The organism is Streptomyces sp. NPDC022910 (assembly GCF_055561075.1).
Map to the genome: position 1 here is coordinate 1 of NZ_JBVHHL010000024.1, position 13,965 is coordinate 13,965.

Annotated in this window: 13 protein-coding genes and 2 pseudogenes; 6 read left to right on the forward strand and 9 right to left on the reverse strand. The window is 69.7% G+C overall.

What is annotated here, in order from left to right; translation table 11 throughout:
- Window positions 1-243, forward strand: a 243-nt coding sequence (locus ACZ3TS_RS22470; RefSeq protein WP_467620530.1) for a zinc ribbon domain-containing protein, incomplete at its 5' end; no start/stop codon positions are given.
- A gap of 384 nt (window positions 244-627) precedes the next feature.
- Here the strand turns inward: ACZ3TS_RS22470 and ACZ3TS_RS22475 are convergent.
- From ACZ3TS_RS22475 to ACZ3TS_RS22515, 9 genes and pseudogenes are all read right to left on the reverse strand, one after another.
- Window positions 628-1,424 (reverse strand): annotated as a pseudogene (locus ACZ3TS_RS22475) (ABC transporter ATP-binding protein).
- A 48-nt stretch (window positions 1,425-1,472) separates the two neighbouring features.
- Entirely contained in the window at window positions 1,473-2,579 is a 1,107-nt protein-coding gene (locus ACZ3TS_RS22480; RefSeq protein WP_467620531.1) for an ABC transporter substrate-binding protein, read from the reverse strand.
- Window positions 2,580-2,730: 151 nt separating this feature from the next.
- Entirely contained in the window at window positions 2,731-2,832 is a 102-nt protein-coding gene (locus ACZ3TS_RS22485; RefSeq protein WP_467620533.1) for a putative leader peptide, read from the reverse strand.
- A gap of 142 nt (window positions 2,833-2,974) precedes the next feature.
- On the reverse strand, window positions 2,975-3,433 hold the full coding sequence (locus ACZ3TS_RS22490) for an RrF2 family transcriptional regulator (protein WP_467620536.1): 459 nt from the start codon (window positions 3,431-3,433) through the stop codon (window positions 2,975-2,977).
- Between the two features lie 67 nt (window positions 3,434-3,500).
- A pseudogene (locus ACZ3TS_RS22495) lies at window positions 3,501-3,653 on the reverse strand (sulfite exporter TauE/SafE family protein); the annotation flags it as partial.
- 168 nt (window positions 3,654-3,821) lie between these two features.
- Window positions 3,822-5,051: an acyl-CoA dehydrogenase family protein gene (locus ACZ3TS_RS22500; RefSeq protein ID WP_467620539.1), complete on the reverse strand. Its 1,230-nt coding sequence runs from the start codon at window positions 5,049-5,051 to the stop codon at window positions 3,822-3,824.
- Window positions 5,052-5,064: 13 nt separating this feature from the next.
- On the reverse strand, window positions 5,065-5,634 hold the full coding sequence (locus ACZ3TS_RS22505; protein ID WP_467620542.1) for a winged helix-turn-helix domain-containing protein: 570 nt from the start codon (window positions 5,632-5,634) through the stop codon (window positions 5,065-5,067).
- Between the two features lie 272 nt (window positions 5,635-5,906).
- Window positions 5,907-7,883, reverse strand: coding sequence for an FAD/NAD(P)-binding protein (locus ACZ3TS_RS22510; RefSeq protein ID WP_467620544.1), 1,977 nt, complete (start codon window positions 7,881-7,883; stop codon window positions 5,907-5,909).
- A complete protein-coding gene (locus ACZ3TS_RS22515) occupies window positions 7,880-8,887 on the reverse strand; it encodes an amino acid ABC transporter permease (RefSeq protein WP_467620547.1) in 1,008 nt (335 codons plus the stop codon). The genes ACZ3TS_RS22510 and ACZ3TS_RS22515 overlap by 4 nt, the downstream gene beginning before the upstream one ends.
- A 596-nt stretch (window positions 8,888-9,483) precedes the next feature.
- Between ACZ3TS_RS22515 and ACZ3TS_RS22520 the strand changes: the two genes are divergently transcribed.
- From ACZ3TS_RS22520 to ACZ3TS_RS22540, 5 genes are read left to right on the forward strand one after another with little or no spacing between them, the layout of a single operon-like run.
- A complete protein-coding gene (locus ACZ3TS_RS22520) occupies window positions 9,484-10,620 on the forward strand; it encodes an LLM class flavin-dependent oxidoreductase (RefSeq protein ID WP_467620550.1) in 1,137 nt (378 codons plus the stop codon).
- The gene (locus ACZ3TS_RS22525) at window positions 10,617-11,135 is read left to right on the forward strand and encodes a GNAT family N-acetyltransferase (protein WP_467620553.1); all 519 of its coding nucleotides are present in this window, start codon (window positions 10,617-10,619) and stop codon (window positions 11,133-11,135) included. The genes ACZ3TS_RS22520 and ACZ3TS_RS22525 overlap by 4 nt, the downstream gene beginning before the upstream one ends.
- Window positions 11,136-11,149: 14 nt before the next feature.
- Window positions 11,150-12,106, forward strand: coding sequence for an ABC transporter substrate-binding protein (locus ACZ3TS_RS22530; protein WP_467620556.1), 957 nt, complete (start codon window positions 11,150-11,152; stop codon window positions 12,104-12,106).
- A gap of 21 nt (window positions 12,107-12,127) precedes the next feature.
- Window positions 12,128-13,141 (forward strand): amino acid ABC transporter permease, encoded by a 1,014-nt coding sequence (locus ACZ3TS_RS22535; RefSeq protein WP_467620559.1) that lies wholly within the window; start codon window positions 12,128-12,130, stop codon window positions 13,139-13,141.
- Window positions 13,138-13,944 (forward strand): amino acid ABC transporter ATP-binding protein, encoded by an 807-nt coding sequence (locus tag ACZ3TS_RS22540; protein ID WP_467620562.1) that lies wholly within the window; start codon window positions 13,138-13,140, stop codon window positions 13,942-13,944. Before ACZ3TS_RS22535 ends, ACZ3TS_RS22540 begins: the two co-directional genes overlap by 4 nt.
- Window positions 13,945-13,965 lie beyond the last annotated feature (21 nt).

Here is a 13,965-nt window from a genome sequence, read left to right on the forward strand (position 1 = left end):
GGTTGGGCGCAGTTCCTCGCAATCCTGGCGAACAAGGCTGAGAGTGCCAGTCGCCTCGTGGTCCCGGTGGACGCGCGCAACACCTCCCGTACATGCCCCGAGTGCGGGCGTGCCGCGAAGGAGAACCGCAGAACGCAAGCGAAGTTCGAATGCACGGCGTGCGGGTTCGCGGCGAACGCCGACCACGTCGGCGCGACGAACGTCCTCAACAGGGCCGGGCTGGCCCTCTGCGACGTGGCCTAGCCACCGACACAGGAAGCCCGCGCGTTTACGCGCGGGTGGAGTCACCAGGAAGCCGAGCACGCCGCGCGAGACGCTGGTCCAGATGTAGTCGAGGAGCGTGCCCTGCCGCCAGGCGTTGGTCACCTCGTCCCACACCGCGGACGGTGAGGGCAGCTTGTAGTCGGGGACGATCCCGGCCCACACCAGCAGTTGCCAGATCACCAGGACCAGTGCGATGGCGGCGATGGGCGGCAGCACCTTGCGGATCAGGGTCTCGCGCAGTGGAGTACGGCCGACCTGCACCGGGTCCAGGGCATCGATCTCGGCCTCCAGCCCCCCAGATCCTGCCTGTCCTGTGGCTCGCGGGTTGCCGACGAGCCGTTCTTCTCGGCGTCGACGCCGGTGTCAGTGCTGGCCATGGCGGCGGATCTCCCCACGCAGTTCTTCGGTGATCTCGACGGACAACTCGGCGACCGCGCTGTCCTCGATGCGGCGTGGCTGCGGAATGCCGGCGGTCCACTCCCGGGCTGTCCGTCCCGGCCGCGAGGACAGCAGCACCACCCGCTGCGCCAGCTTTACCGCCTCGCGCACGTTGTGCGTGACGAACAGCACCGACAGTCCCGTCTCGCGCCAGATGCGGGTCAGCTCCTCGTGCAGTACGTCACGGGTGATGGCGTCCAGTGCGGCGAACGGCTCGTCCATCAGCAGCAGTCGGCTGTCCTGGGCGAGTGCACGGGCCAGTGCGACGCGCTGCCGCATGCCGCCGGACAGTTCGTGCACCCGCTTGTGGTACGCCCCCTGCAGCAGTACGAGTTCCAACAGCCGTTCGGCCTCCTGCCGGCGCTCGGGCCCCGCGACCCCGCGCAGTTTCAGCGCGAGTTCGATGTTCTTGCCCGCGGTCAGCCATGGGAACAGGGCGTGTTCCTGGAACATCAGGGCGGGTCGGCCGTCCGTGTCGATCGAGCCGGCGGACGGCAGGTCCAGTCCAGCAACCAGGTTGAGCAGGGTGGATTTGCCGCAGCCGCAGGCTCCCAGGAGGGTGACGAACTCGCCGGGTGCACATCGAGCGTGATGTCGTCCAGCACGAGTTGGTGCCCGCCGGGCGTGCCCGGCGCGGGGAAGGACTTCGAGACGTGCTCGATACGGGCGGCGTGCGTCACCGCGGTGGCGTCCTCGGCAGCGTTGGCGATCGTGGTTGCCATGGTCGTCACCTCCTGGGAACTCATCAGGTCCGGTTGTCAGTTGCTCGGCTACTCGGCGCCGAGACCGGCGTCTGCGACCTGGTCCTTGCCCTCGGCCTTGAGGACCTTGTTGAGGAGCGTGAGGTCGTAGATGCCCTTGAGGTCGGGCTCCTCCAGCAGGCCGGCCTTCACCGCGTGCTCCGCCTGGGTGTTGAGGGTGGAGGCCAGCGGGTCGTCGAGGAAGGTGATGGACTTCCAGGCCGGGTCGATGACCTCGGCGGACAGGGCCTTGCCGGATTCCTCCTTGAGCGCCTCGTTGGCCGAGGCCTTGGCCTTGTCCGGGTTGGCGTTGATCCACTCGTTGGTCTTCACCGAGCCGCGCAGCACGGCCTCGACGACGTCCGGGTGCTCCTTCAGGAACGCCTGCCGGACGATGATGTTCGTGATCACGAACTTCTTGTCCGGCCACAGGTCGGCCTCGTCGAGCAGCACCTTGCCACCCTCGGCGACCAGCTTGGACGCGGTCGGCTCCGGCACCCACGCGCCGTCGATGGAGCCGGACTTGTAGGCGTCCGGCGTGATCTTGTTGTCGGTGCGGACCACGGAGACGTCGCCCTTGCCGCTCTCCGCGTCGACCTTCCAGCCCTGCTCCGAGATCCAGTTGAGCAGGGCGACGTCCTGGGTGTTGCCGAGCTGCGGCGTGGCGATCTTCTTGCCCTTGACGTCCTTCAGGGACTTGATCTTCTCCGGGTTGACGACCAGCTTCACACCGCCGGAGGCGGAACCGCTGATGATGCGCAGGTTCTTGCCGCTCGACTTCGTGTAGCCGTTGACGGCGGGGGACGGGCCGATCCAGCCGATGTCGATGGAGCCGGCGTTCAGCGCCTCGATCTCGGAGGGGCCGGCGTTGAAGGTGGACGCCTTGATCTTGGTGCCGCCGAGCTCCTTCTGGAGCAGGCCTTCCTGGACGCCGACCAGCGCGGTGGCGTGCGTGAGGTTGGGGAAGTAGCCGATCTTCACTTCGTCGGTGGAGAGCTTCTTGGCGTCCGCCGCGACCTCGGTCTGCTTGCCGTCGTCGGTGGACTCGGCGCCGTAGCCGCAGGCGGTCAGCAGCAGGGGGAGCGCCGCGAGGACGGCGAAGGTGCGCAGGGTGGTGAGCGGTCTTGCGGCAGACACAGAGGTGTCCTCTCAGGGGAGGGCGTTCAGGGACGTACGGCACGGCGGCGTGGAGCCTGCTGATGCACACCGGCACACCACTCGCCCGCCATCCCGGCGGGATGGCAGGGGCGCAGCGGTGTGGGGGTGCTTGCGGGTTGCGCGGGGAGTCTCAGACGAGCCGACAGATGGCACTGGAGGTACGGCCGAAGTCGATGTGGCGACGCGAGGTCAGGAGGGGCAGCAACAGGTCCGTGCGGTTGCGCGTTCGCATGACGACCCCACCCCACAGATCCCTAGTTTTCCTACCTGACTGATGGGGATCGTGGCAGAAGGGAGCGTCCACCCCAAGGGGTTGTTCATATGGTGGACGCTGATATCTCGCTTTTTGGGATCAGTAGTGATTGGTCCGCGTGTCAGGGGTTTACCCAGGCGCCTGGGGCGTTGGTCAACGCCAAAACGTCGGCGGGCAGTTGGGCCGATGCGACGTCGGCGAGCGACACGCCCTCGAGGATCTCGCGCACGTTGGACCGCAACGCGATCCACAGGGGGAGCAGCGACTCGGCGGGGCCGGTGTAGGACAGCTCCGGGGGGCGGACCCCGCGCACCGAGACCAGCGGTCCCTCCACAGTGCGGATGACGTCGGCGATGCTGATGGACTCGGCGGGCTTGGCCAGCCGGTAGCCGCCGTTGCCGCCGCGCTGGCTGAGGACGAGACCGCCCCGGCGCATGTCGTTCAGGATGCTTTCGAGAAATTTGTGCGGGATGTCCTGGGCGTCGGCGATGGCCTCCGCCTTCAGCGGCCCGTCGTCCCGTGAAGCGGCGAGCTGCAGTGCGGCACGTACCGCGTAGTCCGCTCTGGCTGAGATCCGCATGTGTGCATTATCCCGTACGGCTTCGGCCGGCGTTCGTTGCGGGCGGGTCGCCAGGCAGGGACGGGTGTCCCTGCCCGGCGACCGCGGGGCACCAGGCCGCGGCGGGGGTGAGTACGCTCAACTGCACGGGAAGCAGGAACACCGCTCCCGAAACGCCCACCGGCGCGGTCACCACCGCTGTAAGCAGGCCGACGGCCAGACCTGCCGTTGACCACGTCACGGTAGCCCTCTGATTCGAACGTCCGGCCAGTATCGCCGCCGTGGTCCCCGCTGCCGACCCTCAGGGCCGCTGACCACTCCGGTAGCCAGGGATCCTGGCAGCAGGTCGGCCGGCTCAGGCATGGGCGGGACTGCGGAATCGGTCTCCCCGAACGTCCCCGCCTCCCGGTCAGGCGGGCAGGACGAACGGAGGGTGAGCGCCGTTGAGGAAGTAGTGTCCGACATCTTGGAGCCGGTGGGTGACGGGCTCGTACAGGGTGTGGGTTCGGGCATTGCGCCAGAACCGGTCGAAGCCCAGCCGCGCGGAGATGGAGCGGGCGCCGATGATGTCGAGGGCGCGGGTGGTGGACTCCTGCGCTGCCCTGGCCGCGGCGGTTTCGGCCATGGCCACGAGTGCGGAGATGTCCGCGGACTCGTCGTAGGTGAGGTCTTCGCCGCGTTCCAGCCCGCCGCGCACGGCTTCCAGTGCCTGATCGTTGAGTGCCGACGCGGAGCGGGTGAGGACGGTGAGTTCTCCATAGGCGGTCTGCACTTGCGGGTCGTGCGGGGTACCGGCCGGCCAGGCGGGGTGCCAGGCTGCGTGGCCCGTCCTGCTGTACTCACGGGCTTCGGCGAGCACTCCCTCGGCCATGCCGAGAAGGAGCTGGGCGGAGAACAGACGCCCGACCGGAGATGCCAGGGCGGCCCGGGGCGACAGCAAGTCCTCGTCCGCGGACAGGGAGCCGAGCACGTCCTCGGCACCCACCAGTACGTCGTCGAACTCCACGCTGCCGCCGGCCGCGAGCCGCTGGCCGAAGGTGCCGGCGTCACCGTCGATCGCCACACCGCGACGGGTGGGATCCACCACGACGGCGAGTGGTTCACCCGTATCCTCCCGCACGGCGCGCACGGCGAGACGGTCGGCGACCAGGACCCCGGTGGTATAGCTCTGCCGACCGTCGAGCACCAGGCCCTTGGAGGTCCTGGCCAGCATCAGAGGCGGCTCCTGACGCGCGAAACCGCCGCCCCAGCACCACTCCTCAGCCGCGGACCGCTCCTCGATCCGCGCGGCGAGAGCGGGCCCCGCGAAGAACCGGACGCTCCACGACAGGAAGTAGTGAGAGCCGAGCAGTTGACCGATCGCGCCGTCGGCTGCGGCGATCTCCCGGACGACGGCGTAAGCCGTGAGCCAGTCCGGGCCGCCTGCCTGGGACCCGGTCGGCATCAGGAGCGTCAGCAGTCCCGCCTCGCGCAGCCGGGACACCTCGTCGAACGGGGCCTTGCCCGCCTGCTCCCTGGCCACCGCGTCCGTGGCCAGGTCGTCCGCCGCCTCGCGGGCCACGCGCAGCCAGTGAGCTCGGCCGGGTCCGGTCCGGTCGGATGACGAGGTGGAGCGGGACGGCGCGGAGGCAAGGCCCATGGAAGTGGTCTCCTCAAGGTCGGCCGCAGAGCGCGGCGTTGGGGCTCACCTGCTGGTCGGGCACGTACTTGTAGCCCACGCGCCGAACGGTGACGATCCGGTGTCGGTGAGCCTCGCCCAGCTTGCGGCGCAGGCGGGCGATGTGGACATCAACCGTGCGGCCGTCGCCGATGTGGTCGTAGCCCCAGACGGCGGCCACCAACCCATCGCGTGACTGCACGTGGTGGGGATGCTGAACGAGATGCGCCAGCAGCTCGAACTCCAGGTACGTGAGGTCGAGTTCGCGTCCGTCCACCTCGGCGACATGTCGCGCGGGATCGATGCGGACGGCGTCGCCTCCCGTCCGCCGGACAGGGGCCGAGTCCGCGGCGCCGACCGGTCGGATCTCGGGCCGTGGCCTGTCCTTGACGAAGAGCTCGGCGGGATCGGTGCCCTCGGGGACGAGCACGAGGTAGCCGACGAGCGGCGCGGAAGTGTGTCCCCGGGTGCCCCTCTGCGCGGTATCGCCCACCAGGCGGAGATGGGGTGTGTCGGAGAGTGGCGGATCTTGTGGGGTGGCCTGGGCCGGAAGTGCCGTGGTCATGGCGGTTGTCCCTCAGAAGTGTGTCGGGCCGTCAGGCGTCGTGGGTGACTTCGCCTGATCGCCTGGGAAGGGGGGAGCGGAGCGGCACGGGTGAATGTGTGAGCCGCGTGCCTTACGCGCGACAGCAGGCGGCACTGACGACGTGACCAAAGTCGACATGCCGACGACGAACGAGTCGTTGCTGCTTACGGGACATGTTCATCATCCTGCGCACCCTCGGTGAACGCCGTCAAGGTTTCCCTAGTAATTCCATAGGAAAAGTAGGGAAGGTCTCACACTCTGAGAGGTCGGCCGTCCACCGGAGACGTTGCCGTCTCGGCCTCGGTGGCTCTCAGAGCGCGCAGGAGCGCGCGGACGACCGCGTCATTCTGGCGGAAGGCCGGTGCGTTGGTGCGCGGGCGGGCGAAGGCGGCGATGGCCCGGCTGTTGGTGGGGGCGCCGAGGGCGATGCGGCGGGGGTGGGGGCTGCCGAGGGACGGGTCGACGAGGTGGCCGTCCGTGGGGGAGACGGCGAGCAGGCCGGAGCGGTGGGTGTGGGTTGGGTCGGCGATGACCTCCTCGGTGAGGGCGCCGGTCCGGTGCAGGTCGCGCAGGAGGGCGTCCTCGGTGCGGTCGAGGGAGGGGCCCGGCAGGTACGCCTCGATCAGGGCCGTGGCGTGGGTGGTGTGGCCAGGGACGGTGGGGCTGATCGCGGTGAAGGTGCCGGTGGACTCGTCGGTGCCGATCCGGACGTCGGCGCCCAGGAAGTGGACGATGCCGGCCCGGGACAGCGCGAGGAGTTGGCGCAGGCGGAAGCCGGGCGGGCCGGAGGCCAGGAAGCTGAAGAAGCCGTGCCACCACCCGTCGAGTCGCTCGGCGACGGACCGCGCGGTCAGCCGTCCCGTGGCGACCAGACGGGGCAGCTGGCCGTAGACGGAGAGCAGGGCCAGGAACGCTCCGAGGTCGGCGCTGAACTCCGGGTCCTCGCGGCGGGCGACATCCTCGGCGATGTGCTCGCGCAGGTGATCCTGGAATGCGTCCGCCGTCGGGAACGCGAGGCCGTCCAGCGGATGGTCCAGAGCCTCGAAGTCCAGGCGGTCCGTCGGATCGGGTACCGCCGTGGCGACGAGGGCCGCCATGTCGTCGTCGTACCAGCCCAGACGGTCGTACGCGGCGATGAAGTCCGCCCAGGGAAGAGCGGTGTGCTCGGGATGGGCGTGGAAGAGCTCGTGGTAGTGGCCGAAGCCGATCTCCTTCGCCATCAACGGCCACACATCGCGCCGCAGGTCCAGCGGGCGTCCCTCGGCGAGCAGCGCGTCGACCGCCTCGGGGCCGAAGTGGCGCGGCAGCGCGGGCCGAGGGCCCTGGAGCCGGTAGCGGGTCTTGGAGTGGTAGGGCACTCCGCGCCGCGATCCGACGTGGAGGACGGGCTCGCGGCCCGAGGGGAGGTAGGTGAGGGTGCCGTCGGCCTGGGGGCGGAAGGTGCCGCCGCGGCCTTCGGTGAGCAGTGCCATCAGGTCGATGAAGGCCAGCCCGAAGCCGCGCAGGAGGACGTGCTCGCCGGGCTGCAGCCCGGACAGGTCGGCGTCGGCGGAGAACTTCGGCGGGAGGTGGAAGCGGCCGTGGCGGAGGGCGAAGGCAGCGTGGTTGCGGTGCTCGGCGGTGGGCGTGGAGCCGATGTGTCCCTGGGCGAGGACCACCAGGTCGGCGGTGAGCGGAGTGGTGCGGTCGGCCAGGTGCACGTGTTGCGGGCCGTCCGGGGGTCCGGTGACGGCGGTGGCGGTGGTGCGGTGCCACTCGACGGTGACCGAGGGTGGCAGCTCGGTCAGCGCCCTGCGGAACACCCAGTCCAGGTAGGCGCTCTGGGCACGGCGGGTGGGAAAGTCCGTCCCGGCGAGCGTGCGTAGTTCGGCGAGCACCTCCGGGTCGGCGGGCTCGGTGTACGGGGCGTGACGCGGGCTCCGGTCGGAGAACTGGGCGGCCCACTCGGCCAGCGAGGGGCCGGGCCGTATCGGGCCCTCGATGGTGGACGACTCGTCGGTGAACATGGTGACGTCCTCGGCCATGGAGTTCATCCGCAGCAGCGCCGACTGCTCGTGTCGCCAGATGCGTCCCGGGCCGGGCGGGTGCGGGTCCACCAGGTGGATGCGCAACTGCCGTGCCCCGTCCCACAGTTCGGGTGCGTTGGCGGCGATGCGCTCCAGCAGACCCGTGGCGCGCGGCCCCGCGCCGACGACGACCAGGACGGCCGTGGAAGGGGCGGTGCTCACCGGTCACCGCCGATCACCGGGCGGGCGTCGGCGGCCGTCGCCGCGCTCAGCCGGTGGCGTACGGCGGTCAGGTGGCCGCGCAGCCGTTGCAGCGGAGTGGGCGGCAGGGCGCGGGAGTTGCCGCGCGCGTAGTACCGCTCGACGTAGAACTGACCCGCGCTGAGCACCGTGGTGATCGCGATGTACCACAGGGTGGCGACCATCAGCAGCGGGATGACCTGGTACGTCTGGTTGTAGATCAGCTGCACCGAGTACAGCAGGTCGTGCACCGCCAGCACGCTCACGATGCTGGTGCCCTTGAGGGTGCCGATCAGCATGTTCCCGGCGGTCGGCACGATGGAGCGCATCGCCTGGGGGACGACGATCCGGCGCAGAGTGCGGCGTCTGCTCAGACCGAGTGCCTGGGCGGCCTCGGTCTGCCCCGAGTCCACCGAGAGGATACCGCCGCGCACCACCTCGGCGGCGTAGGCGGTCTCGTGCAGGGTCAGGCCGATGACGGCGGTGAGGGTGGGGCCGAGCAGGTTGACCGTCTTGACGGTGATGAACTGCGGGCCGAACGGGATGCCGAGGCCGAGCGTCGGGTACAGGGCGCCGATGTTGAACCAGAACAGCAGCTGCACCAGCAGCGGAGTGGACCGGAAGATCCACACGTAACCCCAACTCAGCGTGCGCAGCACCGGGCTGGCGGAGAGCCGCATGACCGCGAGCACGGTGCCGAGCAGGAAGCCGAGCACCATCACCACAGCGGTCAGCCACAGGGAGAGCAGCAGTCCGTCGAGCACGGCGGCGGTGGTGAAGTACCGGCCCACCACATCCCACTGGAAAGCCCGGTTGCGGACAACGGAGTTGAGCACCATCGCGAAGAGCAGCAGGGCGACCGCAGCGGTCAGCCACCGGCCGGCGTGCCGGCGAGGCACGATCCGCGGCACGTCGGGGCCGGGGGCGCCCGCCCGCTTCGGTGGCTTCGTGGCAGGGGCTGGCGTGACTTCGGAAGACGTGACCATCGAGAGGCTCTCCGGGGGAGGGAATCGCAGGCGTGGGTGACCCCTGGGGGCACTCGTAGGGAGCGCAACGGCACAGGCGCTGCGTGCGTACGGTGCGGCCGGGGCTCGGCGTCGTCACATTCGCCGCGTCCCTCAACGCGGCCGGAGGGGCTGCCGCGCATCGCGGAGCCGGTCCGCCGTCGATCGTATGTGCCCATGGCATCTATGTGTCAACAGCGCGCAGGGAGGCTCTGGTCGAGGCGGTCCGGTATCCGGGCGCTGCTTGACGGGCGCCACGATGTACTGCTCAAGTAGTCGCATGAATGCCCAGCAGCGCTTGGTCACGCGCGATCACATCGACTTCGGTCGGGTGTGGTCCGCCGCGTGTTGCGCCTGACTCGGCAGCGGGCCGACTGACCGGCCCTTCCCTCCCTCGGTGACCCCGTCGCGGGCCGAGTTCTCTCTTCACGCGCGCTGCCGCAGCACTGTCTCCACCGACGCCAGGCGTCGTCACGCCTGCACCGACCCGTCTGCCTGACGGTCTGCTCACTCATGCCTGCACGCAAGGCGATTCCGCCATGCCTGCGTGCCGCCGCGATCCCTGAAAGGCCATGCCCATGCCCGTGGAGTTCCTCGGCATTGCCGCCACCAACGACGGCTCCGAGACCATGCCGCGCTCTGGCGCCGCGTTCGACAAGGAGTACACGCTTCGGCTCGCCCGGGCACACGAGGACCACGGTTGGGATCGGGTGCTGTTCGCCTACGGCTCCGGATCGCCCGACCCCGCACCGGCCGCCGCCTACATCGCGAGCCGGCTGGAGCGCCTGCAAATCCTGCTCGCCCACCGGCCCAACGTCTCGTACCCGACGTTCGCCGCCAAGACCTTCGCCACCCTCGACCAGATCAGCGAGGGCCGGCTGACCGTGCACTTCATCACCGGCGGTAACGACCACGAACAGGGCCGCGAGGGCGACACGCTCACCAAGGACGAGCGCTATGCCCGCACCCGCGAGTACATCCGGATCGTCAAGAAGATCTGGACCACGCACGAGCCCTTCGACCACGAGGGCGAGCACTACCGCTTCCACGACTTCGTCAGCGACGTCTTCCCCGTCCAACAGCCCCGCCCGAACGTCTCGTTCGGCGGCTCGTCCCCTGCCGCGTACGCCGCCGGTGGCGCCGAGGCCGACATCTACTGCCTGTGGGGCGAGCCCCTCGCGAAGACCGCCGAGCAGATCGAGAACGTCAAGGCCGCCGCGAAGGCCGCGGGCCGCACCGACGTGCCCCGCATCCAGGTCGCCTTCCGCCCGATCATCGCCCCGACCGAGGAACTGGCCTGGGAGAAGGCCCACCGCACGGTCGGCGCGATCAAGGCCCGCAAGGAACGGGGTGAGGCGATCACCAAGCGCCACAACGGGCACGCCCAGCCGCAGAACACCGGTTCGCAGCGGCTGGTCGCCATCGCCGAGGTGGGGGAGCGCTACGACCGCGCCCTGTGGACACCCACCGCCGCCGCGACCGGTGGTGCGGGCAACTCCAACGCGCTGGTCGGCACGCCGGAGACGGTCGCCCAGGCGCTGCTCGACTACTACGACCTCGGCGTCGACATCCTCTCCGCGCGCGGCTACGACCTGCTGGGCGATGCCATCGACTTCGGCCGGTACGTGATCCCGATCGTCCGCGAGGAGGTCGCCAAGCGCGACGCCGAGCGGGCGGCACGCGGGACGCAGACCCTGGCGGCGGTGAGCGGATGACCTCGGTCGCCCAACCGCCGTCTTCAGCAGCTGAGTTGACCGTCATCGAAGTGCCGGTGTCCGATCCTCGGGTGGAGCCGCTTTTGCGGGAACTCGGCGACGAGTACTCCGCGCGCTACGGCGGCGACGCCCACGCCGAGATGGCCCGCTACCCCGACGAGGAGTTCACCGCGCCGTACGGTGGCGGCCTGCTCCTGCTCCTGGAGCGAGGCGAGCCGGTCGCGGGCGGCGCCTTCCGCCGGTACGACGCGGGCACCGCCGAGCTGAAGCGGATCTGGACGCACTCCGCCCACCGCCGACGTGGCCTCGCCCGCCGCGTCGTCGCCGAGCTGGAGCGCGCTGCGGGCGTGCGCGGCTACCGGCGGATCTACCTGACCACCGGGCCACGCCAGCCCGAGGCCCGCGGCCTGTACCTGGCGACCGGCTACACGCCGCTGTTCGACACCGAGGCCGACCCGGAAACCATCGGCCCGCTGCCGTTCGAGAAGCACCTCAACGTCACGTTGCGCACCTGAAAGGCCTCCGACCCGTGAACCTTCCCGGCATCAGAGCCCGCCTGCGTCTCGCCGCCACCCTCGCGCTGCTGCCGCTCCTGGCACTGACCGCCTGTGGCTCCGGCGACAGCGACGGCACAGCACCGGCGGGTGCTCAGGCCTCTCCCGCGCCGACCGACGACCCGGTCGCCGCCATACGCACGGTGGACTCGGTCGCCGCCCTGCTGCCCGCCGACGTACGCAAGGCGGGCACGCTGCGCGTCGGCAGCTCGATCGGGTTCCCGCCCGGGGCGTACTACCCCAACGGCGCGGACAAGGCCCCCGAAGGCCAGGACATCGACCTCGCCGACGCGGTGGCCAAGGTGCTCGGCGTCGAGTTGGAGCGGCAGGACGCCTCCTTCGAGACGATCCTGCCCGCCCTCGGCAGCGGCAAGTACGACTTCGGCACCGGCAATTTCGGCGTCACCAGCGAGCGCCTGAAGACCATCGACTTCGTCACCTACATCAACGACGGCCAGGGCTTCGCGGTGAAGAAGGGCAACACCGCGCTCGGCACGAAGGTCACCGACCTCACCCAGCTGTGCGGGCTGACCATCGGCACCGGCGCCGGCACCACCTTCGAGGCGACCCTCACCGCGCAGAAGGGGGTGTGCGCCAAGGCGGGCAAGAAGCCGTACGACGTGAAGGTCTACTCGGAGAACGCCGCGACCCTCACCGCACTCCAGCAGGGCCGTATCGACGTGATCATGTCGACCATCAACGGCCTGCGCTACCAGGCGGCACAGCCCGCGTCGGGGACCACCTTCCTGGGCGAGTTCCACCGCCTCGACGTCGGCTTCGCCTTCAAGAAGGGCTCCCCGCTGACGAGGGCGTTCCAGGCCGCCGTCACCGAGCTGATCAAGGACGGCACGTACGCCCGGATCCTCAATAAGTGGGGAACCTCCGCCTCCGCGATCGCCGCGTCGCGGATCAACCCGCCCGAGCATGCATAAGAGTTGAGCAGGAACATCACGATGGCATCCACAACCGACACCGCGCCGCCCGGCGCGGCCACCCCGGGCACCGGCCCCGAAGCCCCGCCCGCCCCGGCCTCGCTCAAGGTCGTACCCGCCCGCCACTACGCCCGCTGGGCGGCGGCCGTCGCCGTGATCGTGCTGGTCGCCCAGTTCGTGCACGGGCTGGCCACCAACCCCGTCTGGGAGTGGAACGTCTTCCGAGACTACGTCTTCTCCGAGACGATCGTCCAGGCAGTGTGGGTGACCCTCCAACTCACCGCCTACGCAACGGTGCTGGGCTTCCTTCTGGGAACCGTCCTGGCCTTCATGCGGCTGTCGCACAGCCCGGTGCTGCAGACCGTCGCCTGGACCTACATCTGGATCTTCCGGTCCATCCCGATGATCGTCCAGCTGGTGTTCTGGTTCAACCTCAGTGCCCTGTACAGGGAGTTGGGCGTCGGCATCCCCTTCGGCCCGGTGTTCTGGTCCGTCGACAGCAACAGCATCATCGGCACCATGGGCGCCGCCATCATCGGCCTCACGCTCCACCAGGCCGCCTACGCCGCCGAGATCGTCCGTGGCGGCGTCATCGCCGTCGACCACGGACAGCTGGAGGCCGCCGCCGCACTGGGCATCCCCCGGCTGCGGCAGATCCGCCGGATCGTGCTGCCGCAGGCCATGCGCGCCATCCTGCCCACGGCCGGCAACGAGATCATCGGCCTGCTCAAGGGCACCTCGGTGGTCTACGTGATGTCCATCGGCGAGCTGTTCTACCAGGCACAGGTGATCTACGGCCGCAACGGCCGGGTGATCCCGCTGCTGCTGGTCGCCACCGCCTGGTACGTCGTCCTCACCTCCCTGCTGTCGGTCGTCCAGTACTACGTCGAGCGCCGCTACGCCCGGGGCGCCAACCGCACCCCGCCGCCCACCCCGCTCCAGCGCGCCCGGCGCTTCGTCCGCAACCTGCGCGCGGCCGCCGCACAGCGCAACCAGCCCGTCATATCCCTGAAGCCCTTGGGAGACAGCCGATGAGTGACGTGACGGTGGCCGTCAAGGACGCGAAGCCGACGGTGGACGGCGTGATGGTGGACGTCCACGGCGTCCACAAGAGCTTCGGCCCCCTGGAGGTACTGCGCGGCGTCGACCTCCAGGTCCGCGCTGGCGAGGTCACCGTGATCCTCGGCCCGTCCGGCTCCGGAAAGTCCACGCTGCTGCGCACCATCAACCACCTGGAGAAGGTCAACCGCGGCTGGATCAGCATCGACGGCGAACTCATCGGCTACCGCCGCTCCGGCGGCAAGCTGCACGAACTGAAGGAGAAGGACGTTCTGAAGCAGCGCACCCACATCGGGTTCGTCTTCCAGAACTTCAACCTCTTCCCCCACCTGACCGTGCTGGACAACCTCATCGAGGCACCGGTCTCCGCGCTGCGCCGCCCACGCAAGGAAGCGGAGGAGACCGGCCGCCAGCTCCTCGAGCGGGTCGGGCTCGCCGACAAGACCAACGCCTACCCACGGCAGTTGTCCGGAGGCCAGCAGCAGCGCGTGGCCATCGCCCGCGCCCTCGCCCTCGAACCGAAGGTGCTGCTCTTCGACGAGCCCACCTCGGCGCTCGACCCGGAACTCGTCGGCGAAGTCCTCGACGTCATCAAGGACCTGGCCCGCACCGGAACCACCATGATCGTCGTGACCCACGAGATCGGCTTCGCCCGCGAGGTCGCCGACACCGTGGTGTTCATGGACGGCGGAGTCGTCGTGGAGCAGGGGCCGCCCGCGGCCGTCCTGGACAACCCGCAGCACGAGCGCACCCGCGCCTTCCTCTCCAAGGTCCTCTGACCACCCCTCACCCCTTTCCGC

Bases quoted from the DNA above. Each gene is read 5' to 3' on its own strand.
- ACZ3TS_RS22485 (WP_467620533.1), bottom strand. From the start codon at position 2,832: ATGCGAACGCGCAACCGCACGGACCTGTTGCTGCCCCTCCTGACCTCG.
- ACZ3TS_RS22490 (WP_467620536.1), bottom strand. From the start codon at position 3,433: ATGCGGATCTCAGCCAGAGCGGACTACGCGGTACGTGCCGCACTGCAG.
- ACZ3TS_RS22500 (WP_467620539.1), bottom strand. From the start codon at position 5,051: ATGGGCCTTGCCTCCGCGCCGTCCCGCTCCACCTCGTCATCCGACCGG.
- ACZ3TS_RS22505 (WP_467620542.1), bottom strand. From the start codon at position 5,634: ATGACCACGGCACTTCCGGCCCAGGCCACCCCACAAGATCCGCCACTC.
- ACZ3TS_RS22515 (WP_467620547.1), bottom strand. From the start codon at position 8,887: ATGGTCACGTCTTCCGAAGTCACGCCAGCCCCTGCCACGAAGCCACCG.
- ACZ3TS_RS22520 (WP_467620550.1), top strand. From the start codon at position 9,484: ATGCCCGTGGAGTTCCTCGGCATTGCCGCCACCAACGACGGCTCCGAG.
- ACZ3TS_RS22525 (WP_467620553.1), top strand. From the start codon at position 10,617: ATGACCTCGGTCGCCCAACCGCCGTCTTCAGCAGCTGAGTTGACCGTC.
- ACZ3TS_RS22535 (WP_467620559.1), top strand. From the start codon at position 12,128: ATGGCATCCACAACCGACACCGCGCCGCCCGGCGCGGCCACCCCGGGC.
- ACZ3TS_RS22540 (WP_467620562.1), top strand. From the start codon at position 13,138: ATGAGTGACGTGACGGTGGCCGTCAAGGACGCGAAGCCGACGGTGGAC.